The following is a 24,494-nucleotide window of genomic DNA, read 5'->3' as shown; positions in this document are numbered from 1 at the left end:
AAGCCTATCAAGGCGGGAGTTATGACACGCATTGAAGCCGAGCTCAACAATTACGCCAGGAGCTTGTCGGGCTTGGCCTTGAGCTTGGCCTTGCTGCTGAGCCTGGGGATGACCCCAGCCGGTGCCGCCGAGCCGCTGCGCCTGGCGGTCTCGATGACACCCTTGTCGCTGCCGATCTTTGTGGCCGAGCAGCAGGGCTATTTTGCCGAAGCGGGGCTGCGGTTGCGCTTGCAAGAAGTGGTCGGCGGGCACCGCGCGATGCAGTTGCTGCTGGAGGGCCAGGCTGACCTGGCCACCGCTTCAGAGGCAGTACTGATGTTCAATAGTTTCAAGTCGCCCCAGTTTGCTTTGTTGGCCAGCTTCGTCAGCAGCGGCAATGACATCAAGCTGGTGCTACGCCCTAACACCGGAATCAAGCAGGTCAAGGACCTCTTCGGCAAGCGTATTGGCACCGTTTTGAGCACCGCCAGCCATTACATGCTGGACACGACCCTGCTGGCCAGCGGTGTTGACCCCAAGAGCGTGCAAATCATTCACCTGCAGCCGGAGGCGATGGCCGATTTATTGAAGAGCGGCGAAGTCGACGCAGTGGCGATCTGGGAGCCACTGCCCTTCAAGCTCTTGCAGTCGGTGCCCGGCAGCCAGATCCTGCCGACGCCCGGCAGCTATCGGCTGAGTTTCAATTTGATCGCGGCCAAGGCCTTGGCTGGGCAGCGCGATGAAGAATTGCAAAAATTGCTGGTGGCACTCGAACGCGCAGAGCGTTTTATTGCGCTCAAGCCCGAACAGGCTCAAGCGCTGCTGCGCGAGCGACTCAAGCTCGATCAAGCCTTCGTCGACTGGATCTGGCCCAGCTATCACTACCGGCTCAGCCTTGATCAATGGCTGCTGTCCAGCCTGGAGGCCGAGGCACGCTGGGCCCGTCAAGGCGGTCATATCAAGGGCCTCGAAAAAGGCGATGCCTCGCCCAACTATCTGGACCTGATCTTCGCCAAGCCGCTGCGCAAGGCCGCCACGGCTGCTGTGAACCTGATTGACTAGAACGATGCGCATACGCAGCTTGCTGTTCTCGTTCATGACCGCGGCCCTGTCGCTGACGCTGGTGCTGGGCGCCTGCATCGGGCGGCTGGCTACCGAGAGCGGCGAGTTGGCGCAGCGGGAGCAGCAGGCCAGGAAACGCTCGCAGCAAGTCTCCTCCCTGCTGGTGCTGGCGCATGAATTCGCGCTGCACCGAGAGCCCAGAACGGCACAACAATGGCGCCTGCTGCATGCCCAGGTTGTCAAAGACCTGCAAAACAAGCTGAAGTCCTCGGCAGACTCGCAAGAGGCCAGCGAGTCGCTCGCCAGCGCCGAACTTTTGGGCACTATCTTTGCCCAATTGCTGGAAACCAACGAGCCAGTTGATGCCCAGCCTCCAAATGAGGCGACGCAAGATTTGCAGCGTCAACGCAGCGCGCTATTGCTGGACCAGCTGCTATTGAACTCGCAGGTCTTGACGGATTCGGTACAGCGTTGGGGTCACCACGCCGACCAAAGGCGCAGCCAACTCGAGAAGAACACTCGCCGCCTGGCGATTGCGATTCCGGTGCTGATGCTGCTGATATTGGCCTGGCTGGCGCTGCTGCTGAATCGGCGGATTCTCAAACCCCTGAAACATCTGGAAGAAACCGTCAGCGCCATCTCGCAGGGCGACCTCACGCAGCGCAGCGCCACCCGCACACAGGATGAATTCGGCGAGTTGTCGGCCCATTTCGACGCAATGGCGGTCGATTTAGTCAGCGAGTTGCGGCATGAAGTGGCGGTGCGCAAGCAGGCCGAGGCTCAACTTCAATTGAGCGCCAGCGTCTTCACCCATGCGCGTGAAGGCATCATGATCACCGATCCGGCTGGTGCCATCATCGACGTCAATGAAACCTTCAGCCAGATCACCGGTTATAGCCGCGACGAAGTATTGGGGCGCAACCCCCGCCTGCTCAGCTCGGGCCGCCACGACAAGGTCTTCTATATTGAATTTTGGAATGCGCTGCTGAATCAAGGCATGTGGACAGGCGAGATCTGGAACCGCCGCAAGACCGGGGAAATCTATGCCGAGATGCAAACCATCAGCGCGGTGCGCGACGAGCAGGGTCAGGTCAAGCAATATCTGTCGCTGTTCTCCGACATCACCACGCTCAAGGAACATGAGTCGCAGCTGAAGAACATCGCCTATCACGATGCTTTGACCGGCTTGCCCAACCGGCTCTTGCTGAATGACCGCCTGCAGCACGCGATGTTGCAGAGCAAGCGGCGCAAGGACATGCTGGCGCTGGTCTACCTCGATTTGGATGGTTTCAAAAGCGTCAATGACAGGCACGGCCATGCCATCGGTGATGCCCTGCTGGTCGGCATCGCGAAGAACATCAAGCTGGCACTACGCGAAGGCGATACCTTGGCCCGCTTGGGCGGCGACGAGTTCATCGTCTTGCTGGTCGACATCTACAAGCAAAGCGACTGCGGACCGATGCTTGAACGCATCTTGGGCGCAGCCTCCGCGCCGGTCAATTGCAGCGGGCTGAGCTTGCAGATCTCGGCCAGCTTGGGTGTTGCCTACTACCCGCAGGCCGCCGAGGTGAACGCCACTCAGTTGCTTCAGCAGGCCGACCAGGCCATGTACGAGGCCAAGCATGAGGGCAAGAATCGCTTTCGCATCAGTGGCTTGGGCGAACTGACATAGTGCGTCAACCCGCCGCCGCGCCCAACTTGGCGGCTTGCTCCAACCACGTTTCACGCCGCGCTTGCGAACTCTGCAAGACCGGCCCGAACTCGCTGATGCGCACCGGTTTGATGCCGCAAAACTCCAGCACCGTCTGCCGCATCATGCGGTGCGCCGGCGCGCCCTGAAACCACTTGAAATACCAAGGCGGCGTATCCATGCAAACCAATAGCCGCGCCGTGCGCCCCTTCAGTAGCTTCTCCGGGATGGCCTTGCCTGGGTGATATTTGAAGGCAAAACCGGGCAGCAAGATGCGGTCCAACGCGCCCTTGAGCAGCGCCGGCACCGAGCCCCACCAGACCGGATAGGCCCAGACCAGATGTTCGGCCGCCAGGATCGCCTGCTGCAGACGCAGCAAATCGGGCTCCAAGGCCTGTTTACCCTGATAGCCCTGCTCGAGACTGAGCAAGAATTGCAAGTCACGCAGATGGATGATTTGCACGCTGTGGCCGGCCTGCTCGGCGGCTTGCGCATAGCGCTCGGCCAGCGCCTGACTGAAACTGGCCGGCTTGGGGTTGCCATTGATGATGAGAATTCGTTTGGCTTGCATGCAGGGACTCGCTGTTTGAACAGTCGCAAGCATGCAGTCTGCCCCATGGGGCAGAGTCAAGCCTTATTTTTTATCCGACCTGCTCGCCTGCAGTTGCGGGCAGGCGCAAGCCAACTCATGTGCCCCCGCCAAGGCGGTCTGGAACTGAGCCAGCCGCAGCGCTTGCTCCTGCAAAGCGGCGATTTGCTCGGCCAACTCCGCGCACTTTGATTGCACCGCCTGCAGAGCCAAGTTCAGGCTGACCGCCTCCACCAGCGGGCCTTGCGTAGCCAGCGACTGCAAATCGCGCAGCTTGAAACCCAAGCTCTGCGCCTGCCGAATCAGCATCACCGCATCCACATGTTCCTGCTCGAACACCCGGTAGCTGCCACTGCGGCGTGGCGTCGGCAGCAGACCTAATTCCTCATACAAGCGCAAGGCTTTCGGCGAGGCTCCCGTCAGGCGAGCCAGTGCGCCGATACGCAGGCCGGCGCCGCTCATGCATCGGCCCCTGCAGCCAACTCGGTAAGACGGGCCGAACTGCGCGCGTTGATGACCACCGTGTGCGCGGTCTTGTCCTGAATTGCCTGACGATTGCTGTCCCAGATCAGTTGCACAAAGCCCGAGCCGCCGGTGAACAGGCCGGCCGCATAGCCACCAAAGCGTTTGAACAAAATCAGCGGCGTCAAGCGCTTGCCGGTCAACTCGATCATGCGCAGCCCCAGCAGACGTTTGCCCGGCGTTTGGCCCGGCCAGAGCAGCGGCAGCAGGGTGAAATAGACCGCGGCCCAAAAGTAGCTCAAGCCGATCTTGTCGACCCAATAATTGAACTCATCCCTCAACGCATAGAGTACCGGTGCCCGGGCCCGTTCGAGCTGAGCCTCCAAGCGCTCGATCCTGCGCGCCTGTGCACGGGCGCGTTTTTCAGCCTTCTCGGCTGTCTCGGACTTCGCAGAGCTCTTGTCGGATGCCTTTTCCGCGCCATCGCCAGCCTCTTTGAGCAAGGCCGCTGAGGCGGCCGAAGCGGCAGGATCCCCATGATCCGCAAGGTCCACCAAGTCCGTCGCATGCTCGACGTTATCTGCGGCCGATTCGAGCGCCGGTTTTGGCTGCTGCCGCACATCTTGCCAAGCCTGCATCAATCCGCCGAGCGCAAAAACGCCCACCAGCAGCCAAGCCCAAGGCCGCGGGCCGCTGGCCGACTTGCGCCCGAACCAGCGCGACTGGCCAAAGACTTCGGGCCGGTGCTGACGCAACCAGAGCCACAGCGCCAGACCGGCAGCCAGCAACAACCAGAAATTCCCCAGTTGATTGGCCGTGGCCAGCAAGGCCAAATCAACGCCCATCGCGAGCAGGCGTTGACGCGGTGTCGCCAGTGGCAAACCGAGCAAGCTCGGCGCAACATTCAAATCATCCGGTGTGACCCAAGCGCGCGGGTCAATTTTCGCGGCAGGTGTATGCAGTTCGGGCATCTTGGCAGGGTTCGGTTTATTCCATTCTTGGCGGCGGCCAAGCCGGCATATCTTAGCGAGCGCCACCGCCCGCAAGAGCGCGGCACTCTGACCCCTCCGCGACCCTACCCTAACTTTAATTCCACCCGGATATTCCCTCACGGGTATTCACCGCTGGCGTCGATCAGGGCGACTGCAGACACTGACCGATCGATGGCCAGGTTCTACCCGACCTGGGGCCGTCGAGCGACGCTACGTTGACCCAACACCAGGGAGCTTGCATGAACAAGAACCGTCAAACCTCCGCGCTGCTGCGCAGCGCGCTGGGCACCGCCGCCCTGCTGGCCTTGCAAGCGCTGCCTCAGTTCACCCTCGACGCAGCCGCACAAGCACACAGCATCAGCGGGCAGGCCAGCGAGCCGCGCGTCGTCATGCGGGCCTATTTCCGCGACATCGCGCAGGCGCAGGCGATCGCACACAGCCGCTTTGAAACCCTCGAGTCCAAGTACGAGCGCGGCTACGTCATCGTCAATGTCAACCCGAGCGAGCTGCGCGAACTGCGCGCCCTCGGATTCAGTCTGGAGCCCGACCCCAAATGGCTGGCCCGCCAACAAGCGCAGGCCAGGTTTGAAAGCCAGCAACGACTGCGCCAGCAGGGTCAGGGCGGCGTGACAAGCCCCGAACCTTTTGCCGGCATCCCCTCCTACACCTGCTACCCCACCGTTGAAGAAGTATTCAGCAGCGCCGACGCTTTGATCGCGGCCAAGCCCAGCTTGGCGTCCTGGATCGACATCGGCGATTCCTGGGAGAAGAAGCAAAACAGTATCAAGGGCTATGACCTGAGGGTGCTCAAGCTAACGAACAAAGCCGTCGGCGGCATCAAGCCCAAGCTCTTCATCAACGCCGGCATCCACGCGCGTGAATATGCGACCACACCGCTGGTGCTGGAATTTGCCAAGCGTTTGGTCAACGGCCATGGTGTCGACGCCGACATGAGCTGGATTCTTGACCACCACGAAGTCCACCTGCTGCTGGTGACCAACCCCGATGGGCGTAAAAAAGCCGAGACCGGCCTGCTCTGGCGCAAAAACACCAACACGAATTACTGCGGGGCTAACAGCAACTCGCGCGGCGCCGACTTGAATCGCAACTTCGGCTTTGACTGGTTCGGCACCCCCGCCGGCTCCAGCGGCAATGCTTGCGCCGAGACCTACCGTGGCCCCAACGCCGCCTCCGAGCCCGAGACCCAAGCGGTCGAGGCCTATATCCGCAGCCTCTGGACCGACAAGCGCGGGCCCAACCGCAATGACCCGGCCCCGCCAGACACCGGCGGCATCCATCTCGACATCCACAGCCATGGCCGCCTCTTGCTCTGGCCCTGGGGCAGCAATGGCAGCCCCTCGGCCAATGACCAGCAACTGGCGACCTTGGGCCGCAAGTTCGCATTCTTCAATAATCACACGCCGGAACGCTCGCTCGACCTCTACGAGACCGATGGCACCAGCGACGGCCCGAGCTATGGCGAGCTGGGCGTGGCTGCCTATACTTTTGAGCTGGGCACCGCTTTCTTCGAGCAGTGCAGCTATTACAACAACACATTGCTGCCGGGCAATCTGCAGGCCTTGATCTATGCCGCCAAGGTCCTGCGCACGCCTTACAAGACGCCGGCGGGCCCGGATGCGCTGAATGTCAGCGTCAGCGGACTGGCCTCGGTGGGCATCACGCCGGGCACACCCGTTGTCATAACGGCCAAAATCAACGACACCCGCTACAACAATAGCAAGGGCGTCGAGCCCAGCCAGGCCATCGCCGGCGCCGAGGTTTACGTCGACCTACCGCCCTGGTTGCGTGGCAGCAAGGCACAGTCGATGTCGGCCACCGATGGCGCCTTCGACACCCCTATCGAGGCGGTACGCGGCAGTATCGATACCAGCCACTGGCGCAGCGGCCAGCATCTGGTCTATGTGCGCGGCCGCGACGCCGCCAACAACTGGGGCGCTTTTAGCGCGGCCTTCATCAACATCGATTCGGCGGCCTCGACCGCGCCGGTGGCGGCCTTTGGCGTCAGCAGCATCGAGCGCAGCGCCAGCTTCACCGACCGCAGCCTGGACAACGGCACGATCACCGCACGCCAGTGGAGCTTTGGTGACGGCCAGAGCTCAAGCCTGGCCAACCCGACGCATGACTACGCCGCCGACGGCACTTATGCGGTGACGCTGAACGTTACCGACGACGAAGGCAAGTCCGCCAGCGTCAGCAAAAACGTGACGGTCGCCGCCGACGGCATCCCGGTTCTGTTGAACGGGCAAATCTTGAGCGGCCTGAGCGCCGCGACCAACGCCTGGGTTTTCTACAAAATCAAACTGCCGGCAGGCACCAGCAATTTCTCGGTCAACAGTTCCGGCGGCAGCGGCGACCTGGATCTGTATGTGCAGTACGGTCAAGCGCCCGATGCCGGCAACAACGTCTGCGCCAAGGAAAGCAATGGCAATAGCGAGAGCTGCAGCCTCAGCAATCCTCCGGCCGGTTATGCCTATATCGGCTTGTTTGCCTACGCCGCCTACAACGGCGTAACGCTGAAGGTCAACTACACACCCTGAAACCTGCGAGCAAGGGCATACTGGCCGCAAGGGTTCACAAACCAAACCCTTGGAGCTCGCCGCCATGGTTACTCGCCGCAAGACTGCCCCTGAATCCAGCAACAAGCCCAAAACCATCAATTTGGCGCTGCAGGGCGGCGGCTCGCACGGCGCCTTTACCTGGGGCGTGCTGGATGCCTTGTTGGAGGACGGCCGCCTGCAGCTGGAGGCCGTCAGCGCCACCAGCGCGGGCAGCCTCAATGCGGTGGTCTTGGCCGACGGCCTGCGCAAGGGTGGCATAGACGGGGCGCGCCAGGCCTTGGCAGACTTGTGGCGCGCGGTTGCCGATGCGGGCCGACTCAATCCGCTGCAACCGCCCTGGTTGGATGCATTTATGCACGGCGTTCAACAGGCAGCGCATAGGGAATGGTCGCCACCGCACCTTTGGGCGACGGCGATGCTGCAGCTCTTTTCGCCCTATCAACTCAACCCGCTCAATCTGAATCCCCTCCGCCAGATTGTGCAAAACCAGGTCGACTTCGCCGCTTTGCAGCAGGCCTCGCCGATCAAGCTATTCCTGAGCGCCACCAATGTCGAAACCGGCAAGATCCGCGTCTTCAGCGGCGCCGACATCGGCCTTGATGCGGTGCTGGCCAGCGCCTGTTTGCCGACGCTGTTTCAAGCGGTGGAGATTGGCGGCGAGTTTTTCTGGGACGGCGGCTTTATGGGCAATCCGGCGATCTTCCCGCTGATCTACGACAGCTTGGCGGCCGATGTCTTGATCGTCCACGTCAACCCCATACTGCGCCGTGGCGTGCCGCGCAGCTCGGCCGAGATCGCCAACCGCGTCAACGAGATCAGCTTCAATTCCTCGCTGATGCGCGAGATGCGCGCGATCGCCTTCGTCACCGCGCTGATCGACCGCGGCCAGCTCAAGCCCGAAGACGCCCGCCGCATGCGCATCCACTCGATTCGCTGCGATGAGTTGATGGCGGCCCAAGCGGTGGAAAGCAAGATCGACACCGCCTGGCCCTATCTGACCGAGTTGCGCGACGCCGGCCGTCAGCAGGCTTTTGCCTGGCTGGAACAGCATGGTGCCAAGGTCGGCGTCGAGTCCTCGGTGGACATCAGGGCGGAGTTTCTATAGGGCGTATAGGGCATATAGGGCGGGCCGGCCTTCAGCCCAAGGCCGCGATCACCTCGGCCGGCGCCTGAACCAACTCGATCAGCACGCCCTCCCCGGCAATCGGAAATTCGGCATTGCTCTTGGGGTGGATGAAGCAAATATCGAAACCGGCGGCGCCCTTGCGGATGCCGCCCGGCGCGAAGCGCACCCCGTTTGCCGCCATCCACTCGACCGCGCGGGGCAGATCGTCGACCCACAGGCCCACATGATTGAGCGGTGTGTTGTGGACGGCGGGCTTTTTGTCCGGATCCAGCGGCTGCATCAGGTCGACCTCGATCTTGTGCGGGCCGGTCCCGATCGCGCAGATGTCCTCATCAACGTTTTCGCGCTCGGAGACAAAGTTGCCGGTGACCGTCAGGCCCAGCACATCGACCCAGAGCCGGCGAAGTGCCTGTTTGTCCGGGCCGCCGATGGCGATTTGCTGGATGCCGAGGATGCGGTAAGGCTTGGCGCTATTCATCATTCGAATCTCAAAATCAGCTGATCCACCGCCAGGCTCTCGCCTGTCTTGGCCAGCACCTCGGCGATCTTCACATCGCGCTCGGCCAAGAGGATATTCTCCATCTTCATCGCCTCAATCACCGCCAGCCGCTCGCCGGCCAGCACCACTTGGCCCGGTTCGGCAGCAATCTGCACCAGCAAGCCCGGCATCGGAGAAAGCAAATACTTGCTGGTGTCGGGCGGCGCCTTGTAGGGCATCAAGGCCTGCAACTCGGCCGCACGAGGCGACAAGATATTGACGACGATCGCATAGCCGTTGTGCTGCAAACGGTAGGCCAGCGGCTGGCGAAGGGCGCCGCGCTCGGCTTGCGCCACGAAGGGCTGTCCGTTGACGGTGCCCGTTAGGCGAATATCGTTGAGGCGCGAGTTGCAGACGATGCGAAAACTCTGCTCACCGACACGCACCAGCGCCTCGCCCAGATGGCCGACGAACTCGGAGATATGCAGTTCGTGGCGGGACTGCTCGCCAAGCAATCCTTCGCTGACCAGGGCCACGTAATCATGCTCGATGCGCACCTCATGGCCCGGCAATTGCCCGGTGATGCCGGCCTCGCGCTCGCGCGCCTTGCGGCGGATGAAGCCGGCCAGCGCGACCAGGAACAGCGGGTCGGCATGCGGCACATCCTCGGCCCTGAAGCCGGCAGCATAGTGCTGGGCGATGAAGCCGGTATTGAAGTTGCCGGCCTGGAAGTCGGCATGCGCCAGCAGCGCCGACTGGAAGGGGATATTGCTGGAGATGCCGCGGATCACAAAACCATTCAGTGCCTCGCGCATCTTGGCGATCGCCTCGGGGCGGTCTTTGCCATGCACGATCAGCTTGGCGATCATCGAGTCATAGAACATCGGGATCTCGCCGCCCTCGGTCACGCCGGTGTCGACGCGCACGCCGTAACGCGCATCGTCAGCAGAGGCCATGGTCGCCACCGGCGGCTGGTATTTGACCAGGCGCCCCGTGGAGGGCAGGAAATTCCGAAACGGATCTTCGGCATTGATGCGGCATTCGATCGCCCAGCCCTCGCGCTTCAAGTCGCTCTGCGTGAAGGCCAGGGCCTCACCGGCGGCGACGCGAATCATCTGCTCGACCAGGTCCAGCCCGGTGATGCATTCGGTGACCGGATGCTCGACCTGCAGCCTTGTGTTCATCTCCAGGAAGTAAAAACTCTGGTCCTTGCCGACGACAAACTCGACCGTCCCGGCGCTTTGGTACTTGACCGCTTTGGCCAGCGCGACCGCCTGCTCGCCCATCGCCTTGCGGGTCGTCTCGGAGATGAACGGCGACGGCGCTTCTTCGATCACCTTCTGGTGGCGGCGCTGGATCGAGCATTCGCGTTCCCACAGATAGAGCACGTTGCCCTGGCTGTCGCCCAAGACCTGGATCTCGATATGGCGCGGCTCCTCGACGAACTTTTCCATGAAGACGCGGTCATCGCCAAAGCTGTTGCGCGCCTCATTGCGGCAGCTGGTGAAGCCCTCGAAGCATTCCTTGTCGTTGAAGGCGACTCGGAGGCCCTTGCCGCCGCCGGCGCTGGCCTTGATCATCACCGGATAGCCGATGCCCGCGGCGATCTGCACTGCCTCTTCGGCCGACAGGATAGGCTCGTTGTGGCCGGGGATCGTATTGACCTGCGCGGCATTCGCCAGCTTTTTGGACGCGATCTTGTCGCCCATCGCAGCAATCGAATGCGCTTTGGGGCCAATGAAAGCGATGCCCGCTTCCTCGACCCGGCGAGCGAAGTCCTCGTTCTCGCTCAGGAAACCATAACCGGGGTGGATCGCCTGCGCGCCAGTCTGCAGCGCGGCTTTGATGATCTTGTCCGCCACCAAATAGGACTCGCGGCTGGGTGCTGGACCCAAGAGCACGGCCTCATCGGCCAACTCGACATGCAGCGCATCCTTGTCGGCCTCGGAGTACACGGCCACCGTCTTGATGCCCATCTTGCGGGCCGTCTTGATGACTCGGCAGGCGATCTCGCCGCGGTTGGCAATCAGGATCTTTGTAAACATCACCGTACTCCCGCGGCTCGATCGCCGTTCACTTCGTTCACCAGGCGAGTTGGCTTCGCCGAAAGGCCCGCTGGGCGGCCCTTTTCCCCGCAGTTGGCAATGAGGATCTTTGTAAACATGCTTGAACTCCCGCTTCAATTCTGAGAAAAACGTAGCCGCCCCGACAGGCAGCGATCGGTCCATTCCTTGACCCGCTCTGCCATCCAGACCGGCCCCTGGCTCTTGGCCGGGCCGCGACCCTGGTAGGCGAAGGCCAACATCGCTTTAGCCCTTGCGTCCTCATGCGCATCTTCTCGCTTCAAATCAGCCATTGCTTCCGAGCGTGACTGGCCATCCACACGGAACAGCAAGATCACCGGCAGGCTGAACAAATCGGCCTCGCAGGCTTCGATGTAGGGCGCACTCTTTGGCCCATAGCGAAGCAGCGCGCAGCGCTCAAACGCGGCCTTGGCCTCTTGCTTGCCCTTGGCGTCGGCGGCATCTTGATCCTGCTCACCGGCCCTGCCCTGCTCGCCGGCCAGCTCATGCTCGGCCGCGCAATCGACTATTTGGGCAAGCGCAGGCATCGTGATCAAGAGCGCGGACAAGGCCAAAGCCTTCACAAAGGGATATTGCCGTGTTTGCGCCACGGGTTCTCCAGCTTCTTGTCTTTGAGCATCACCAGGCTGCGGCAGATGCGCTTGCGGGTCTCATGCGGCTGGATCACATCGTCGATAAAGCCGCGCGCTCCTGCCACAAAGGGGTTGGCAAAGCGTGCCTTGTACTCGGCTTCTTTGGCAGCCAGCTTGGCCGGGTCGCCCTTGTCCTCGCGGAAGATGATTTCGACCGCGCCCTTGGCCCCCATCACCGCGATTTCGGCATTAGGCCAGGCGAAGTTGACGTCGCCGCGCAGATGCTTGGAGCTCATCACGTCATAGGCGCCGCCGTAAGCCTTGCGCGTTATGACGGTGACCTTGGGCACCGTGCATTCGGCATAGGCGTAAAGCAGCTTGGCGCCATGCTTGATGATGCCGCCGTACTCCTGTGACGTTCCGGGCATGAAGCCGGGCACATCGACAAAGGTGATCACCGGGATATTGAAAGCATCGCAAAAGCGCACAAAGCGCGCCGCCTTGATGGAACTCTTGATGTCCAGGCAACCGGCCAGCACCAGCGGCTGATTGGCGACGATGCCGACCGTCTGGCCTTCCATGCGGGCAAAGCCGGTCAGGATGTTCTTCGCATACTCGGGCTGCAGCTCGAAGAAGTCGCCGTCGTCAACCACCTTGAGGATCAGCTCCTTCATGTCGTAGGGCTTGTTGGCGTTGTCCGGCACCAAGGTGTCGAGTGAATGATCGAGCCGGCCGCCGGGGTCGCCACTGGGGCGCGTCGGCGCCTTCTCGCGGTTGTTCAAGGGCAGATAGTTGAAGAAGCGCCGCAACATCAGAATCGCCTCGACATCATTCTCGAAGCTGAGATCGGCCACGCCGCTCTTGCTGGTGTGGGTGGCGGCACCGCCCAACTCCTCGGCCGTCACTTCCTCATGCGTGACCGTCTTCACCACCTCGGGGCCGGTGACGAACATATAGCTCGAGTCCTTCACCATGAAGATGAAATCCGTCATCGCCGGCGAATAGACCGCGCCGCCCGCGCAAGGCCCCATGATCATGCTGATCTGCGGGATCACGCCGCTGGCCAGCACATTTTTTTGAAACACATCGGCATAGCCACCCAGCGAGGCCACACCCTCCTGAATGCGCGCGCCGCCCGAGTCGTTGAGGCCGATCACCGGCGCGCCGACCTTCATCGCCTGGTCCATCACCTTGCAGATCTTCTCCGCATGCGACTCGCTCAAGGCTCCGCCGAAGACGGTGAAGTCCTGGCTGAAGCTGAAGGCCAGGCGGCCATTGATCATGCCGTAACCGGTGACCACACCGTCACCGGGGATCTTGTTGTCTTGCATGCCGAAGTCGACGCAGCGGTGTTCGACGAACATATCCCATTCCTCGAAAGTGCCCTCGTCAAACAGCAGCTCGAGCCGCTCGCGCGCGGTCAGCTTGCCCTTGGCGTGCTGCGCGGCAATGCGCTTCTCGCCGCCGCCGAGGCGGGCCTGGGCACGTTTCTCTTCCAGCCGTTGTTGGATGTCATGCATATTCAAACCTTTCCAGAAAATCGATTCAGTAACTGGCGGGCGGCGGTCGATGCCGCCATTTGGCCTTGCAAAACCTGGCCGGTGACCTCGGGCAGCAAGTCTCGCACCGCCGGCGACTCGGCGAACTGCTGGCGCAGGCCGCTGTGGATGCGTTCCCACATCCAGTCCTGCGCTTGGGCCCGGCGCTTTGCCTCAAGCCCGCCACTCGAGGCCTGCTCCTTGCGATACAACTCCACCGCCGACCAGAATTCGTCGAGTCCCGAGGCCTTCAGCGCGCTAACTTGTAACACGCGCGGATGACTGGCCTGCTGGCCCGAGTGTCCATAATGGCGCAGGCTGGAGCCGATCTGCGCCTGCGCGCGGGTGGCCGCGGCCCAGTCCAGATCGGCCTTGTTGATGACGACCAGATCGGCCAGCTCCATCACGCCCTTCTTGATCGCCTGCAAATCGTCGCCGGCATTGGGCAGTTGCAGCAACACATACATATCCGTCATGCCGGCCACCGCCGTCTCGCTCTGGCCGACGCCGACGGTCTCGACGATGACGATGTCAAAGCCGGCCGCCTCGCAGACCAGCATCGCTTCGCGGGTCTTGTCTGCAACCCCGCCCAAGGTACCGCTACTGGGGCTGGGGCGAATATAGGCGCGCTCATCCATGGACAAGCGCTCCATGCGGGTCTTGTCACCCAGGATGGAGCCGCCCGAGAGGCTGCTGGACGGGTCCACCGCCAGCACCGCAACGCGGTGGCCGCGCTCTATCAAGAACAGGCCCAGCGCCTCGATGAAGGTGCTTTTTCCCACGCCGGGCACGCCGGAAATACCCAGGCGAAACGATTTACCAGTATGCGGCAGCAGCTCGGTCAGCAAGGCGTCCGCTTGCACGCGATGGTCAGGCCGCGTGGACTCCAAAAGCGTGATCGCCTTGGCCATCGCACGGCGTTGTGGCGCACCGGGGCCGGCCAAAAGAGCGGCGGCCAAGCTCACCGCGCAACCTCACATGTCCAGCGATAGTCGATATCGAAATCGCTTTCGCCCACTTGTTTAAAACCATGGCGCAGATAGAAACGATTGGCGTCACTCTGCTTGAGCGCCGACAGCGTCACGTCTTGCCCCGCCGCGCGGGCGCGGTCCTTGACCCAGCTGATCACCCAGGCGCCGACGCGCTGGTCTTGCCGCTCAGGCGCCACATACAACTGCTCAAGCTTGAGCATGGCACCGTCGGGTTTCAAGGTCATGAAGCCGATGCGCTCGGCGCCGCAGCAGATGTGCTGCATGAACTCGGGCGCGAACGCGGCCTGAAAACGCTCGCGCCCGCGCTGCAGATCAAACCGCCCCAGCCGCTCCAGGCTCTCGCGCAAGGCCGTCATGCGCAGTGCAAGCATCGCTTCAAAATCTTCGGCCTGCACCGGCTGGAAACTAAAGTTGCTCATCCCAAACTCAAGCGAATCTGCTCCAGCACATCCTTGGCGCTGGCGGGGATCGGCGTGCCGGGCCCGTAAATGCCTTTGACCCCGGCTTCATAGAGCATGTCGTAATCCTGCGCCGGGATCACGCCACCGACAAACACGATGATGTCATCGGCGCCCTGCGCTTTCAGCGCCTGGATGATGGCCGGCACCAGGGTCTTGTGCCCGGCGGCGAGCGTCGAAATGCCGACCGCATGCACATCGTTCTCGATCGCCTGGCGCGCGCATTCCTCGGGCGTTTGGAACAAGGGGCCGATGTCGACATCAAAGCCCAGGTCGGCATAGGCGGTGGCCACGACCTTGGCGCCCCTGTCATGGCCGTCCTGCCCCAACTTGGCAACCATCACGCGTGGCCGGCGGCCCTGCTCCACCGCAAAGGCGGCGATCTCTTCCTGCAACTTGGCCCAGCCCTCGGCCGAGTCATAGGCCGCCGCATAGACGCCCGAGACTTTTTGTGTGTCGGCCCGGTGGCGGCCATAGACCAGCTCCAGCGCGTCGCTGATTTCACCGACCGTCGCACGCAAGCGCATCGCCTTGATGCTCAGATCCAGCAGATTGCCCGCGCCCGAGCGCGCGGCCTCGGTCAGCGCGTTCAAGGCGGCTTGCACGGCCGCCGAGTCGCGGCTCGCCTTGATGGCTTGCAGCCGCTCGATTTGGCCGTCACGCACGCGCACATTGTCGACATCCAGGATCTCGATCGCATCTTCCTTGGCCAGCTTGTACTTGTTGACGCCGACGATCACATCGCGGCCGGAATCTATTGCCGCCTGCTTCTCGGCCGCGCTGGCTTCGATCTTGAGCTTGGCCCAACCCGAGTCCACCGCCTTGACCATGCCGCCCATCGCCTCGACCTCTTCGATGATGGACCAGGCCTTGTCGGCCATGTCCTGCGTCAGCGACTCCATCATGTAGCTGCCGGCCCAGGGGTCGATCACGCTGGTGATATGCGTCTCCTCCTGGATGATCAACTGCGTATTGCGGGCGATGCGGGAGGAAAACTCGGTCGGCAAGGCGATCGCCTCGTCGAGCGAGTTGGTGTGCAGCGATTGCGTCCCGCCAAACACCGCCGCCATCGCCTCGATCGTGGTTCTAACGACGTTGTTGTACGGGTCTTGCTCGGTCAGACTCCAGCCCGAAGTCTGGCTGTGCGTGCGCAGCATCAAGCTCTTGGGGTTCTTGGCGTCAAAGCCCTTCATGATGCGGCACCAGAGCAGGCGCGCGGCCCGCATCTTGGCAATCTCCAGATAGAAGTTCATGCCCACCGCCCAGAAGAAACTCAGGCGCGGCGCGAACTCATCGACGTTCAAACCCTTGGCCAGCGCGGTCTTTACATATTCCTTGCCGTCGGCCAGCGTGAAGGCCAACTCCAACGCTTGATTCGCGCCGGCTTCTTGCATGTGATAACCGCTGATGCTGATCGAGTTGAACTTGGGGCAGTTTTGCGCGGTGTACTCGATGATGTCGCCGATGATGCGCATCGACGACTCGGGCGGGTAGATGTAGGTATTGCGGACCATGAACTCCTTGAGGATGTCGTTCTGGATCGTGCCGCTCAACTTATCCTGGCTAACGCCCTGCTCTTCGGCCGCCACCACATAGCCGGCCAAGACCGGCAGCACCGCGCCGTTCATCGTCATAGAGACCGAGACCTTGTCGAGCGGAATCTCGTTGAAGAGGATCTTCATGTCCTCGACCGAATCGATCGCCACCCCCGCCTTGCCGACGTCGCCGGTCACGCGCGGGTGATCGCTGTCATAGCCGCGGTGGGTGGCCAAATCAAACGCCACCGACACACCCTGCCCGCCGGCGGCCAAGGCCTTGCGATAAAAGGCATTGCTTTCTTCGGCGGTTGAAAAGCCCGCGTATTGGCGAATCGTCCAAGGACGCACCGCATACATCGTCGCCTGCGGACCGCGCAGATAGGGCTCGAAACCGGGCAAGGTGTCGGCATGCGGCAGGTTCGCCGTGTCGGCCGCCGTGTACAGCGGCTTGACGGTCAGGCCCTCGGGCGTGAGCCAATTCAAGGCGGACAGATCGCCACCGGGAGCGGACTTGGCGGCCGCCTTCGTCCAGTCAGCCATGGAGGCCGATGGAAATTCATTTTTTGACGCTTCAGACATGGGGCAAACTCCTGCAGACGCCGCATGATAGCGCGCCAATCATTCATAATTATAAATTCAAAATTGACGCTACACTGACAAGCTAAAGTCACTTTTCGACATGTCCGCCCCGCTCACGCTCGCCCCACGCGCCTTGTATCAAGAGGTGGCGGAGCGTTTGCGCCAACAAATCTTCGGCCGCGAGTTGGAGCCCGGCGCCTGGATCGACGAGCTCAAACTTTGCGCCGAACTGGGCATCAGTCGCACGCCGCTGCGCGAGGCATTAAAGGTTCTGGCCGCCGAAGGCCTGGTCACGATGAAGGTGCGGCGCGGCGCCTATGTGACCGAGATGAGCGAGCGCGATGTGCGCGAGGCTTACCAACTATTGGCACTATTGGAGAGCGATGCGGCGGCGCGGGTGGCCAGCGGCGCCGAAGAAAGCGAGCTCGCCGAATTGCAGTTGCTGCATCAGGCGCTGGAACGCCAAGCCGGCGAGCGCGATGCCTTCTTTGCCGCCAATGAGCAGTTCCATCTGCGACTGCTGGAGATTGAGGGCAACCGCTGGCGCCAGCAAATCGTCACCGATCTGCGCCGGGTGATGAAGCTCAATCGCCACCATTCGCTGTTCAAGCAAGGGCGACTGGATGAGTCGCTCCAGGAACACCGGGCGCTGATGACCGCCTTGTCACAGCGCCGTGGCGAGGACGCGGCGCGTTTGATGCGCGAGCATTTTGACAACGGACTGGCTGCCGCGAGCAGTTCTAAGTAAGCCCTGATCGAACTAGCTGTCACGCTGACCAAACTCCAGTTTTTGAAGAGCCTCATCTTTGCGCTTAACCGTGATCGGCCTAGGCGACATTGCCCAAAAGGCCTATCTACCAATCCTGAGCCGCCGCACCGACATCAAGTAAGACTGCTTTAGCTTGTGCGACTCGACGCCTAACTTCAAAAAAATAGCCGCCCAAAACGAGAAACCCTCCGGAGCCCGAAGGCGGCGGAGGGTGGGTGGCTTACGCCACCTTTGGGGCTCTAAGGCAATTTGCCGAAGGGCTCCTGGCGCGCAAATATTGCGCCAGAGGTTATGCCTTAAACAGGCAGTGCAACTCTAGGCGACGCTCGGCAAGCTTTCAAGCCCCAGACAAACCCGAATCTGTCGTTTTGAACAGTTGCTCGAACAACAGATCGGCTCGCATTTGCACCTCGGCCGACATGACGATAGGCAAGCCCCATTCCCGCGTGGACTCGCCTGGCCATTTATTGGTCGCATCTAAACCCATCTTTCCACCCAATCCACTCACCGGCGAGGCAAAGTCCAAATAGTCAATCGGCGTGCTGTCGACCAAGGTCGTATCGCGAACCGGGTCCATTCGGGTCGTGATCGCCCAGACCACTTCCTTCCAATCGCGAATGTTGATGTCATCGTCAACCACCACGATGAACTTGGTGTACATGAACTGGCGCAGATAGCTCCACAGTCCAAACATCACACGCTTGGCATGACCCGGATAGGCCTTTTTGATCGAGATCACGGCCATGCGGTAGCTGCAACCTTCGGGTGGCAAGTAGAAATCGACAATCTCGCTGAATTGCTTCTGCAAGATCGGCACGAACACCTCATTCAAGGCCACGCCGAGTATGGCGGGTTCATCCGGCGGCTTGCCTGTGTAGGTCGAGTGGTAGATCGGGTCGGTGCGCTGCGTTAAACGGCTAACCTCGAAAACAGGGAACCAATCCTGCTCGTTGTAATAGCCTGTGTGATCCCCAAACGGGCCCTCAAGCGCATGCAAATAGCCACCCTTTTCCATCAAGCGTACGCCGTCATCACTCACGCCGCGATAGCCTTCGGCTGCCACTGGTATGCAGCCTTCAAGAACAATCTCGGCACTGGCAGGCACCTGCAACATTCGCCCATCCTGACCCGCACCACTGTTTACCAGCTCGGTGCGCGAGCCCCGCAGCAGACCCGCAAACTGATATTCGGACAACGAGTCCGGTACGGGTGTCACCGCACCCAGAATCGTCGCCGGGTCGGCACCAAGTGCGACCACCAGCGGAAATGGCTGCCCCGGATTGGCCAACGCAAAATCCCGAAAGTCCAAGGCGCCACCACGGTGCGCCAACCAGCGCATGATCAACTGATTGCGCCCTATCAGTTGCTGCCGATAGATCCCCAAATTCTGCCGCTGCCTTGCTTGCGCGATGTTCTGCGGGCCGCGCGTGACCACCAAGCCCCAGGTGATCAACGGGCCGATGTCGCCGGGCCAACAGGTTTGAATCGGCAACGCCTTCAAATCGACTTCAGCCCCCTCAAGCACCTCTTGCTGGCAGGCGGCCTTGCGAACCACGGATGGTTTCATATCCCAAAGCGACTTGACCATATGCAGCAAGCGCCCCGCATCTTTGATTCCCTTCGGCGGCTCGGGCTCCTTCAAATTGGCCAGCACATGCCCGACATTGCGCAAGTCCTGCAGGCTCTGTGCGCCCATGCCCAGCGCGACACGCTCCGTCGTACCGAATAAATTCGTCAGTACCGGCGTCTTATGACCTGCAGGGCTCTCAAACAGAAGCGCTGGACCGCTGGCGCGCAAGACGCGATCACTCAAGGCCGTCATTTCCAAAATGGGAGAAACCGGCTCGGCAATACGTCTAAGCTGGCCCATAGCCTCCAGACCGTGAATGAATTCACGTAGATCACGGTACTTCATAACTAAAAGTAATTTAAAAATCGATTTACAGGCTTGACGGGTTATCTTTGGACCTTAGAATCCGACTGCCCTGTTAGTCCAGGGTAAACCCGTGTCTTTGCCTAGGGAGGGCGAAGGCGCCCCGCTGCCAATGGACGGCAATCCGATGCAAGAGGCGACCCAGGTCGCTTCAACAACATTTGGGCCGGCCCATTATCACTTCCGCAGGCAGTCCTCGCGCACCAGCGCATGGCTTGCATGTGGATGAGAACAAAGGAGTCGCATGACAGCGCGTCTAGAAATTATTTCCCTGGCACGCAATACCGGTGCCGCAATGTCTTTGTTTGCTCGCGACATCGGCCAAGGATTGCTGGTTGTAAGCCATAACACCCTCGCCCTCGTCGGATTGGCCGTAGTTGCCCTTGTTTTCACCTTTGCCAGCCAGGTCGACTTGCAGCAGCGCCTAGAAGGTCATGCTTTGGGTTGGTTGCATGACCGCGAAGAAGCCCGCGCCTTGGCCGAAGGCAATACCCTGTTCGGCAGCAACGAGCCTGATGCGGTGAACCGGGCAACTGCCTCGGACCCAAAAGACTTGCCTCGGCAACAAGCCGCCATTGCTCATTGGCTGGCCGGCAAGTACCGGGTCGCACCGGAGCCGATCAGCCGCCTAGTCCAAGAAGCTTGGTCCGTGGGCCAACGCGCACAGGTAGAGCCAACCTTGATTTTGGCCATCATGGCGATTGAATCCAGCTTCAATCCATTTGCCCAAAGCTCGGTAGGGGCACAAGGCTTGATGCAGGTTCTGACCAGCGTGCATAACGACAAATACAAGGCTTTCGGCGGAAATCTCGCTGCCTTTGACCCCATCACAAATCTGCGGGTTGGTGTTCAAGTGCTCAAGGAGAACATTCAGCGAGCCGGAAGCGTCGACGAGGGTCTCAAGCACTATGTGGGCGCGGCCAATCTTCCAGACGACGGCGGCTACGCCCAGCGGGTGCTGGCGATGCATGAGCAAATGAAAGCCGTTGCCGCCGGCCGCAAGCCCATCGACAAGCCGCTGAGGGACAGCACGCCAACGAAAAACGCGCCGGCAGAGCTAGAGCCCACAACCTTGAACGAGCGAGTCGCACTGGCCCGCTGATCAATTCGACCTCATTTGCCACACCGGCCGAATTACTTGCGCTTCACCGGCCTAACTCCGGCAACCGCTACACTCCCAATTCCGCGCAACTGGCGATCAAGGTTGCGCACCTAAAACGGTGCTTTGCTGCTGAGCAAAGTTCTCCAAAATAGGGGCATCCCGAGGTGGTGGACCACCTGGAAGCGCGGACTGCTTTGGGTCTCCTGAAGCTGCTTTCAGCCGTTCGCCTGGGCAACCTGGTCCGTCAGCCTAATCCAGGCCAGTCAAGACCGGGACTCCACTTTTTGAGCATTGCACCCATTTATGTTTGATCGAAGCACCTCCACCCTCGCGCTTGTCGACCCCGAATTGTGGGCCGCCGTTCAAAATGAAAACCAGCGCCAAGAAGACCATATCGAGCTGATTGCCTCGGAGAATTACACCTCGCCGGCAGTCATGCAGGCGCAAGGCAGCCAACTGACCAATAAGTACGCCGAAGGCTACCCTGGCAAGCGCTATTACGGCGGCTGCGAATATGTTGATGTGGTCGAACAACTGGCGATTGACCGCATCAAGCAATTGTTCGGTGCCGAGAATGCCAATGTGCAGCCGAACTCCGGCTCACAAGCGAATCAAGGTGTGTTCTTTGCCTTGCTGCAGCCGGGTGACACCATCATGGGCATGAGCTTGTCCGAAGGCGGCCATCTGACCCACGGCATGCCGCTGAATATGAGCGGCAAGTGGTTCAAGGTCGTCAGCTACGGCCTGGATGCCAACGAAGCCATTGATTACGAAGCCATGGAGCGCACGGCGCGCGAGCACAAGCCCAAGTTGATCATCGCCGGCGCCTCGGCGTACAGCCTGCGTATCGACTTTGAACGTTTTGCCAAGATCGCCAAGGAAATCGGCGCATATTTCATGGTCGACATGGCGCACTACGCCGGATTGATCGCCGCCGGTGTCTACCCCAACCCGGTGCCCCACGCCGACGTGGTGACTTCCACCACCCACAAGAGCCTGCGCGGGCCGCGCGGCGGCATCATCCTGATGAAGGATCACGTCGCCAAGCAAATCAACAGCGCCATCTTCCCTGGCATCCAAGGTGGTCCCTTGATGCATGTGATCGCGGGCAAGGCGGTAGCTTTCAAGGAAGCCTTGACGCCCGAGTTCAAGGCCTACCAAGAGCAGGTTTTGAAGAATGCGGTGGTATTGGCCGAGGAACTGATCAAGCGTGGTCTGCGGATTGTTTCCGGCCGTACCGAGAGCCACGTGATGCTGGTCGATCTGCGCCCTAAAAACATGACAGGCAAGGAAGCCGAAGCCGTCTTGGGCCGCGCCCATATGACTTGCAACAAGAACGGTATTCCTAACGACCCGCAAAAGCCTATGGTCACCAGCGGTATTCGCTTGGGTACGCCGGCCATGACCACGCGTGGTTTCAAGGAAGAGCAGGTTCGCATGACCGCCAACTTGATCGCCGATGTGCTTGACAACCCAACGGACGAAGCCAATCTGGATGCGGTGCGGGCCAAGGTTGCCGCGCTTGCCCGCGACTTCCCCGTCTACCGTTGATATTTCGTTGATAAATAGCGCCGCCTGCACAACCGATGCGATGCCCATTTTGTAGCCATGCCGAGACCCAGGTCGCCGAGACCCGGGAGTCCGACGAGGGCGATGTGGTGCGTCGCAGGCGACGTTGCCTGGGCTGTGACAAGCGCTTCACCACCTATGAAAGAGCTGAAATAGCCCTGCCTGTGGTGGTGAAGAAGGATGGTACGCGCGCCGATTTCGATCCGAAAAAGGTGCGCGCTTCAATGCAACTGGCCCTGCGCAAACGACCCGTGAGCATTGAACAGATTGACGCCGCATTGGCCAAAATTGAAGAAACGCTGCTCACCAGTGGTGCTCGTGAGTTGCCCTCCACCCGCCTGGGTGAGCTGGTCATGCGTGAGCTTAAACGGATCGACAAAGTGGCCTATGTGCGCTTTGCATCGGTCTACCGCAGCTTTGAAGATGTGGATGAGTTCAGGCAGTTGATTCGGGAAATTTAGCCCTATCCCTCTTATGGGGGGGTACTGCCCCCACGAGTGGGACAGAAGATGCAGGGCTTTCGGCCTAAATTGTATTCAGCCCTCACTGAATACATGAAAGCCCGCCATGTTCAACTTCACTTCGAATTCCCGCGGCTGCAGCTTGGTCGAGCTTTGTGTCTGCATCGCCATCATCGCCGTGCTGATGTCCATCGCCTTGCCGTCCTTTGACCAACTCAAGCAGCGCCAACGCCTTGAACTGGTTGCTCAAACCGTGATGGCAAATCTGCAGCAAGCGCGCAGCGAAGCCGTCAGCCGTGCAGATGCCGTACAGCTGAGATTCAGCCGCCACCCGAATGGCAGTTGCTACATCCTGCATACGGGAGCGTCTGGACAATGTCATTGCGAAGCAGATGGTCAAGCGGCTTGTGATTCGACCGAACGGATTTTGAAGCTCGAGTGGATACCATCGGCTCAAAATATTTCCGTCCGAGCCAACGTCGCCAATATGAGTTTCCAAGCGCGCCAAGGAGCAGTAACCAGCACCGGCAGCATAGACATCAGCTCGACCAATGGGGACACCATACGCCACGTGGTCAGCATTGTCGGCCGCGTAAGGTCTTGCTCGCCGAGCGCAGAAATGCACGGATTTCCACGCTGCTGACTCGCCACCCCCTGATTACGGGGACGCGATCAAAGGTTTTCCTCGACCGACAGACGGCAGCACAAAGCAACCGGGTGGGAGTACCAAATTCCCATAATGGCAAGATGAGTTCGGAATATTCTCCTACGCCCTTTGCTGACTTCAAGCCACGAGCCCTACCGTCATTCGTGGAGGGATTCACTTTGATCGAATTGATGATTGTGGCGATCATTGTTGCAATTCTGGCCATGATTGCTCTGCCGGCCTTTCAAAAGCAAATGACCAAGGGGCGGCGCGCCGATGCGATCTCTGCCCTTTCAGTGATCTTGCAGGCGCAGGAACGCTGGCGTAGCAATCGCGTCGCTTATGCGTCCGACTTGGACACCGAGTTGATCTTGAGTACGCAGTCTGAACACAAACACTACAACTTGAGTCTCAGCGGTATTAGGAATCCAGCCAGCTTCAATTTTGGCTTCATTGCCAAGGCCGTCCCGGACTCGCTCAGCCTGCAAACTGGTGACGACGAGTGCAAAGAAATGTCTATACGAGTCGACGGCGGCAAGATCATTTATGAGGCCAAAGACCATGCAAACCAAGACAGCTCTGCGCAATGTTGGCCCAGATAAATCAGCAAATGGAACCTGGCATCACTTTGACAAAAGTGATGGTGGAGTTTCGATAGCCCGGGCTGGAGCCGACTTGGGCAGGAATGAAGCTGTCCTTGTCGAATTTTCTCGGCCCGCAAACATGGTTTATTACAAGATCGGCGTCACCGCAGGGCTTGATATCTGTCTTTGCAGTAGCCCGTCCGGAACTGCTTGCCGCGACACGAAACTGGAGCCATTGCAAATGCCCGGCCGCGTGGGTGCGAGCATGACCAAGAGCGTTGCGGGCCAGCCAAACGAATTTTCGCTTGCAGCACCGCGCGTGACTAACACCATGCCGGAAGGCTTCCCCGTTGCGATGGAGGGCCTGGGACCTTGCGAATTACAGGTTCAATTCAATGCCATTGGGCGAGTCACAAGCTGCGCACCGACAGATGGCATTTTCAGTGCTGTTTTTGCATGTCCGTCACCATGACACACTATTCCCGCAAGAAAAACCGAGGCACCAGCCTGATCGAGTTGATGGTGGGCATTGCCGTCGGCATGATTGTCGTGGCCGGAGCCAGCGTCATGATGACCAGTCAATTGGCCGAACATAGGCGACTGACATTGGAGACTCAGGTGCAGCAAGATTTGCGGACGGCGGCCGATTTGATGCTGCGCGATCTGCGCCGTGCGGGCTCTTGGGCAGTTCCCCAGAATGGTGTTTGGTCGC

The 24,494-nt window shown here is 60.5% G+C and carries 22 protein-coding genes, 1 pseudogene and 1 riboswitch; of the genes and pseudogenes, 12 read left to right on the top strand and 11 right to left on the bottom strand.

Translation table 11 applies throughout. The features are described from left to right. Positions 1–21: 21 nt before the first annotated feature. Entirely contained in the window at positions 22–1,041 is a 1,020-nt protein-coding gene (locus tag LNV07_RS12205) for an ABC transporter substrate-binding protein (RefSeq protein ID WP_263571436.1), read from the top strand. A 4-nt stretch (positions 1,042–1,045) separates the two neighbouring features. Continuing rightward, a complete protein-coding gene (locus tag LNV07_RS12200; protein WP_263571435.1) occupies positions 1,046–2,713 on the top strand; it encodes a diguanylate cyclase domain-containing protein in 1,668 nt (555 codons plus the stop codon). 4 nt (positions 2,714–2,717) lie between these two features. Here the strand turns inward: LNV07_RS12200 and LNV07_RS12195 are convergent, their stop codons facing one another. From LNV07_RS12195 to LNV07_RS12185, 3 genes are all read right to left on the bottom strand, one after another. Then, on the bottom strand, positions 2,718–3,302 hold the full coding sequence (locus LNV07_RS12195; RefSeq protein WP_263571434.1) for an NAD(P)H-dependent oxidoreductase: 585 nt from the start codon (positions 3,300–3,302) through the stop codon (positions 2,718–2,720). Between the two features lie 63 nt (positions 3,303–3,365). Further along, on the bottom strand, positions 3,366–3,782 hold the full coding sequence (locus LNV07_RS12190; RefSeq protein WP_263571433.1) for a MerR family transcriptional regulator: 417 nt from the start codon (positions 3,780–3,782) through the stop codon (positions 3,366–3,368). Further along, positions 3,779–4,753 carry an RDD family protein gene (locus tag LNV07_RS12185; RefSeq protein WP_263571432.1) on the bottom strand — a complete coding sequence of 325 codons (975 nt, stop codon included), beginning with the start codon at positions 4,751–4,753 and terminating at the stop codon, positions 3,779–3,781. Before LNV07_RS12185 ends, LNV07_RS12190 begins: the two co-directional genes overlap by 4 nt. 260 nt (positions 4,754–5,013) lie before the next feature. Here LNV07_RS12185 and LNV07_RS12180 point away from each other — a divergent pair, with 260 nt between their 5' ends. Together LNV07_RS12180 and LNV07_RS12175 are read left to right on the top strand one after the other, a co-directional pair. After that, a complete protein-coding gene (locus LNV07_RS12180) occupies positions 5,014–7,332 on the top strand; it encodes a M14 family zinc carboxypeptidase (RefSeq protein ID WP_263571431.1) in 2,319 nt (772 codons plus the stop codon). Between the two features lie 64 nt (positions 7,333–7,396). Then, positions 7,397–8,458: a patatin-like phospholipase family protein gene (locus LNV07_RS12175; RefSeq protein WP_263571430.1), complete on the top strand. Its 1,062-nt coding sequence runs from the start codon at positions 7,397–7,399 to the stop codon at positions 8,456–8,458. Between the two features lie 31 nt (positions 8,459–8,489). On the opposite strand, the gene LNV07_RS12170 is transcribed toward LNV07_RS12175, so the two are convergent. From LNV07_RS12170 to scpA, 7 genes are all read right to left on the bottom strand, one after another. Next, entirely contained in the window at positions 8,490–8,957 is a 468-nt protein-coding gene (locus LNV07_RS12170; RefSeq protein ID WP_263571429.1) for a VOC family protein, read from the bottom strand. Next, complete coding sequence (locus tag LNV07_RS12165) at positions 8,957–11,002, bottom strand: acetyl-CoA carboxylase biotin carboxylase subunit (RefSeq protein WP_263571428.1); 2,046 nt, start codon at positions 11,000–11,002, stop codon at positions 8,957–8,959. The genes LNV07_RS12170 and LNV07_RS12165 overlap by 1 nt, the downstream gene beginning before the upstream one ends. 134 nt (positions 11,003–11,136) lie before the next feature. Then, positions 11,137–11,631: a hypothetical protein gene (locus LNV07_RS12160; protein WP_263571427.1), complete on the bottom strand. Its 495-nt coding sequence runs from the start codon at positions 11,629–11,631 to the stop codon at positions 11,137–11,139. Next, positions 11,601–13,133 (bottom strand): acyl-CoA carboxylase subunit beta, encoded by a 1,533-nt coding sequence (locus LNV07_RS12155; RefSeq protein WP_263571426.1) that lies wholly within the window; start codon positions 13,131–13,133, stop codon positions 11,601–11,603. Before LNV07_RS12155 ends, LNV07_RS12160 begins: the two co-directional genes overlap by 31 nt. 2 nt (positions 13,134–13,135) lie before the next feature. Beyond that, positions 13,136–14,116, bottom strand: a complete 981-nt coding sequence (gene meaB / locus LNV07_RS12150; protein WP_263571425.1) for a methylmalonyl Co-A mutase-associated GTPase MeaB — start codon at positions 14,114–14,116, stop codon at positions 13,136–13,138. Further along, positions 14,113–14,562: a GNAT family N-acetyltransferase gene (locus LNV07_RS12145; protein ID WP_263571424.1), complete on the bottom strand. Its 450-nt coding sequence runs from the start codon at positions 14,560–14,562 to the stop codon at positions 14,113–14,115. Before LNV07_RS12145 ends, meaB begins: the two co-directional genes overlap by 4 nt. Beyond that, positions 14,559–16,718 carry a methylmalonyl-CoA mutase gene (gene scpA / locus LNV07_RS12140; protein ID WP_263571423.1) on the bottom strand — a complete coding sequence of 720 codons (2,160 nt, stop codon included), beginning with the start codon at positions 16,716–16,718 and terminating at the stop codon, positions 14,559–14,561. The genes LNV07_RS12145 and scpA overlap by 4 nt, the downstream gene beginning before the upstream one ends. A 100-nt stretch (positions 16,719–16,818) precedes the next feature. Between scpA and LNV07_RS12135 the strand changes: the two genes are divergently transcribed. Beyond that, positions 16,819–17,466: a GntR family transcriptional regulator gene (locus LNV07_RS12135; protein ID WP_263571422.1), complete on the top strand. Its 648-nt coding sequence runs from the start codon at positions 16,819–16,821 to the stop codon at positions 17,464–17,466. Between the two features lie 358 nt (positions 17,467–17,824). Here LNV07_RS12135 and LNV07_RS12130 read toward each other — a convergent pair whose 3' ends face one another. After that, complete coding sequence (locus LNV07_RS12130; protein WP_263571421.1) at positions 17,825–19,402, bottom strand: UbiD family decarboxylase; 1,578 nt, start codon at positions 19,400–19,402, stop codon at positions 17,825–17,827. Between the two features lie 262 nt (positions 19,403–19,664). On the opposite strand from LNV07_RS12130, the gene LNV07_RS12125 reads away from it, so the two are divergent. From LNV07_RS12125 to LNV07_RS25550, 7 genes and pseudogenes are all read left to right on the top strand, one after another. Continuing rightward, positions 19,665–20,522: a lytic transglycosylase domain-containing protein gene (locus LNV07_RS12125; protein ID WP_263571420.1), complete on the top strand. Its 858-nt coding sequence runs from the start codon at positions 19,665–19,667 to the stop codon at positions 20,520–20,522. 75 nt (positions 20,523–20,597) lie between these two features. After that, a riboswitch (ZMP/ZTP riboswitch) is annotated at positions 20,598–20,762 on the top strand. Between the two features lie 63 nt (positions 20,763–20,825). Continuing rightward, positions 20,826–22,073 (top strand): serine hydroxymethyltransferase, encoded by a 1,248-nt coding sequence (gene glyA, locus LNV07_RS12120; protein WP_263571419.1) that lies wholly within the window; start codon positions 20,826–20,828, stop codon positions 22,071–22,073. A 35-nt stretch (positions 22,074–22,108) separates the two neighbouring features. Beyond that, positions 22,109–22,552: a transcriptional regulator NrdR gene (gene nrdR / locus LNV07_RS12115; protein WP_263557998.1), complete on the top strand. Its 444-nt coding sequence runs from the start codon at positions 22,109–22,111 to the stop codon at positions 22,550–22,552. 184 nt (positions 22,553–22,736) lie between these two features. Further along, on the top strand, positions 22,737–23,195 hold the full coding sequence (locus LNV07_RS12110; protein WP_263571418.1) for a GspH/FimT family pseudopilin: 459 nt from the start codon (positions 22,737–22,739) through the stop codon (positions 23,193–23,195). Between the two features lie 104 nt (positions 23,196–23,299). Next, a complete protein-coding gene (locus LNV07_RS12105) occupies positions 23,300–23,800 on the top strand; it encodes a type IV pilin protein (RefSeq protein ID WP_263571417.1) in 501 nt (166 codons plus the stop codon). Further along, entirely contained in the window at positions 23,760–24,254 is a 495-nt protein-coding gene (locus LNV07_RS12100) for a hypothetical protein (RefSeq protein WP_263571416.1), read from the top strand. The genes LNV07_RS12105 and LNV07_RS12100 overlap by 41 nt, the downstream gene beginning before the upstream one ends. Continuing rightward, positions 24,239–24,307: pseudogene (locus LNV07_RS25550) on the top strand (hypothetical protein); the annotation flags it as partial. The gene LNV07_RS12100 and the pseudogene LNV07_RS25550, both read left to right, overlap by 16 nt. Between the last annotated feature and the right edge of the window lie 187 nt (positions 24,308–24,494).

The organism is Roseateles oligotrophus, assembly GCF_025717515.1.
Lineage (GTDB): Bacteria > Pseudomonadota > Gammaproteobacteria > Burkholderiales > Burkholderiaceae_C > Paucibacter_A > Paucibacter_A oligotrophus.
This window is presented reverse-complemented; position numbering and strand designations above follow the sequence as displayed.

What these genes read in the sequence shown, in the direction of transcription:
- LNV07_RS12205 (WP_263571436.1), top strand. Translation starts at nt 22, where the DNA reads ATGACACGCATTGAAGCCGAGCTCAACAATTACGCCAGGAGCTTGTCG.
- LNV07_RS12200 (WP_263571435.1), top strand. Translation starts at nt 1,046, where the DNA reads ATGCGCATACGCAGCTTGCTGTTCTCGTTCATGACCGCGGCCCTGTCG.
- LNV07_RS12195 (WP_263571434.1), bottom strand. Translation starts at nt 3,302, where the DNA reads ATGCAAGCCAAACGAATTCTCATCATCAATGGCAACCCCAAGCCGGCC.
- LNV07_RS12190 (WP_263571433.1), bottom strand. Translation starts at nt 3,782, where the DNA reads ATGAGCGGCGCCGGCCTGCGTATCGGCGCACTGGCTCGCCTGACGGGA.
- LNV07_RS12185 (WP_263571432.1), bottom strand. Translation starts at nt 4,753, where the DNA reads ATGCCCGAACTGCATACACCTGCCGCGAAAATTGACCCGCGCGCTTGG.
- LNV07_RS12180 (WP_263571431.1), top strand. Translation starts at nt 5,014, where the DNA reads ATGAACAAGAACCGTCAAACCTCCGCGCTGCTGCGCAGCGCGCTGGGC.
- LNV07_RS12175 (WP_263571430.1), top strand. Translation starts at nt 7,397, where the DNA reads ATGGTTACTCGCCGCAAGACTGCCCCTGAATCCAGCAACAAGCCCAAA.
- LNV07_RS12170 (WP_263571429.1), bottom strand. Translation starts at nt 8,957, where the DNA reads ATGAATAGCGCCAAGCCTTACCGCATCCTCGGCATCCAGCAAATCGCC.
- LNV07_RS12165 (WP_263571428.1), bottom strand. Translation starts at nt 11,002, where the DNA reads ATGTTTACAAAGATCCTGATTGCCAACCGCGGCGAGATCGCCTGCCGA.
- LNV07_RS12155 (WP_263571426.1), bottom strand. Translation starts at nt 13,133, where the DNA reads ATGCATGACATCCAACAACGGCTGGAAGAGAAACGTGCCCAGGCCCGC.
- LNV07_RS12145 (WP_263571424.1), bottom strand. Translation starts at nt 14,562, where the DNA reads ATGAGCAACTTTAGTTTCCAGCCGGTGCAGGCCGAAGATTTTGAAGCG.
- scpA (WP_263571423.1), bottom strand. Translation starts at nt 16,718, where the DNA reads ATGTCTGAAGCGTCAAAAAATGAATTTCCATCGGCCTCCATGGCTGAC.
- LNV07_RS12135 (WP_263571422.1), top strand. Translation starts at nt 16,819, where the DNA reads ATGTCCGCCCCGCTCACGCTCGCCCCACGCGCCTTGTATCAAGAGGTG.
- LNV07_RS12130 (WP_263571421.1), bottom strand. Translation starts at nt 19,402, where the DNA reads ATGAAGTACCGTGATCTACGTGAATTCATTCACGGTCTGGAGGCTATG.
- LNV07_RS12125 (WP_263571420.1), top strand. Translation starts at nt 19,665, where the DNA reads ATGACAGCGCGTCTAGAAATTATTTCCCTGGCACGCAATACCGGTGCC.
- glyA (WP_263571419.1), top strand. Translation starts at nt 20,826, where the DNA reads ATGTTTGATCGAAGCACCTCCACCCTCGCGCTTGTCGACCCCGAATTG.
- nrdR (WP_263557998.1), top strand. Translation starts at nt 22,109, where the DNA reads ATGCGATGCCCATTTTGTAGCCATGCCGAGACCCAGGTCGCCGAGACC.
- LNV07_RS12110 (WP_263571418.1), top strand. Translation starts at nt 22,737, where the DNA reads ATGTCCATCGCCTTGCCGTCCTTTGACCAACTCAAGCAGCGCCAACGC.
- LNV07_RS12105 (WP_263571417.1), top strand. Translation starts at nt 23,300, where the DNA reads ATGAGTTCGGAATATTCTCCTACGCCCTTTGCTGACTTCAAGCCACGA.
- LNV07_RS12100 (WP_263571416.1), top strand. Translation starts at nt 23,760, where the DNA reads ATGCAAACCAAGACAGCTCTGCGCAATGTTGGCCCAGATAAATCAGCA.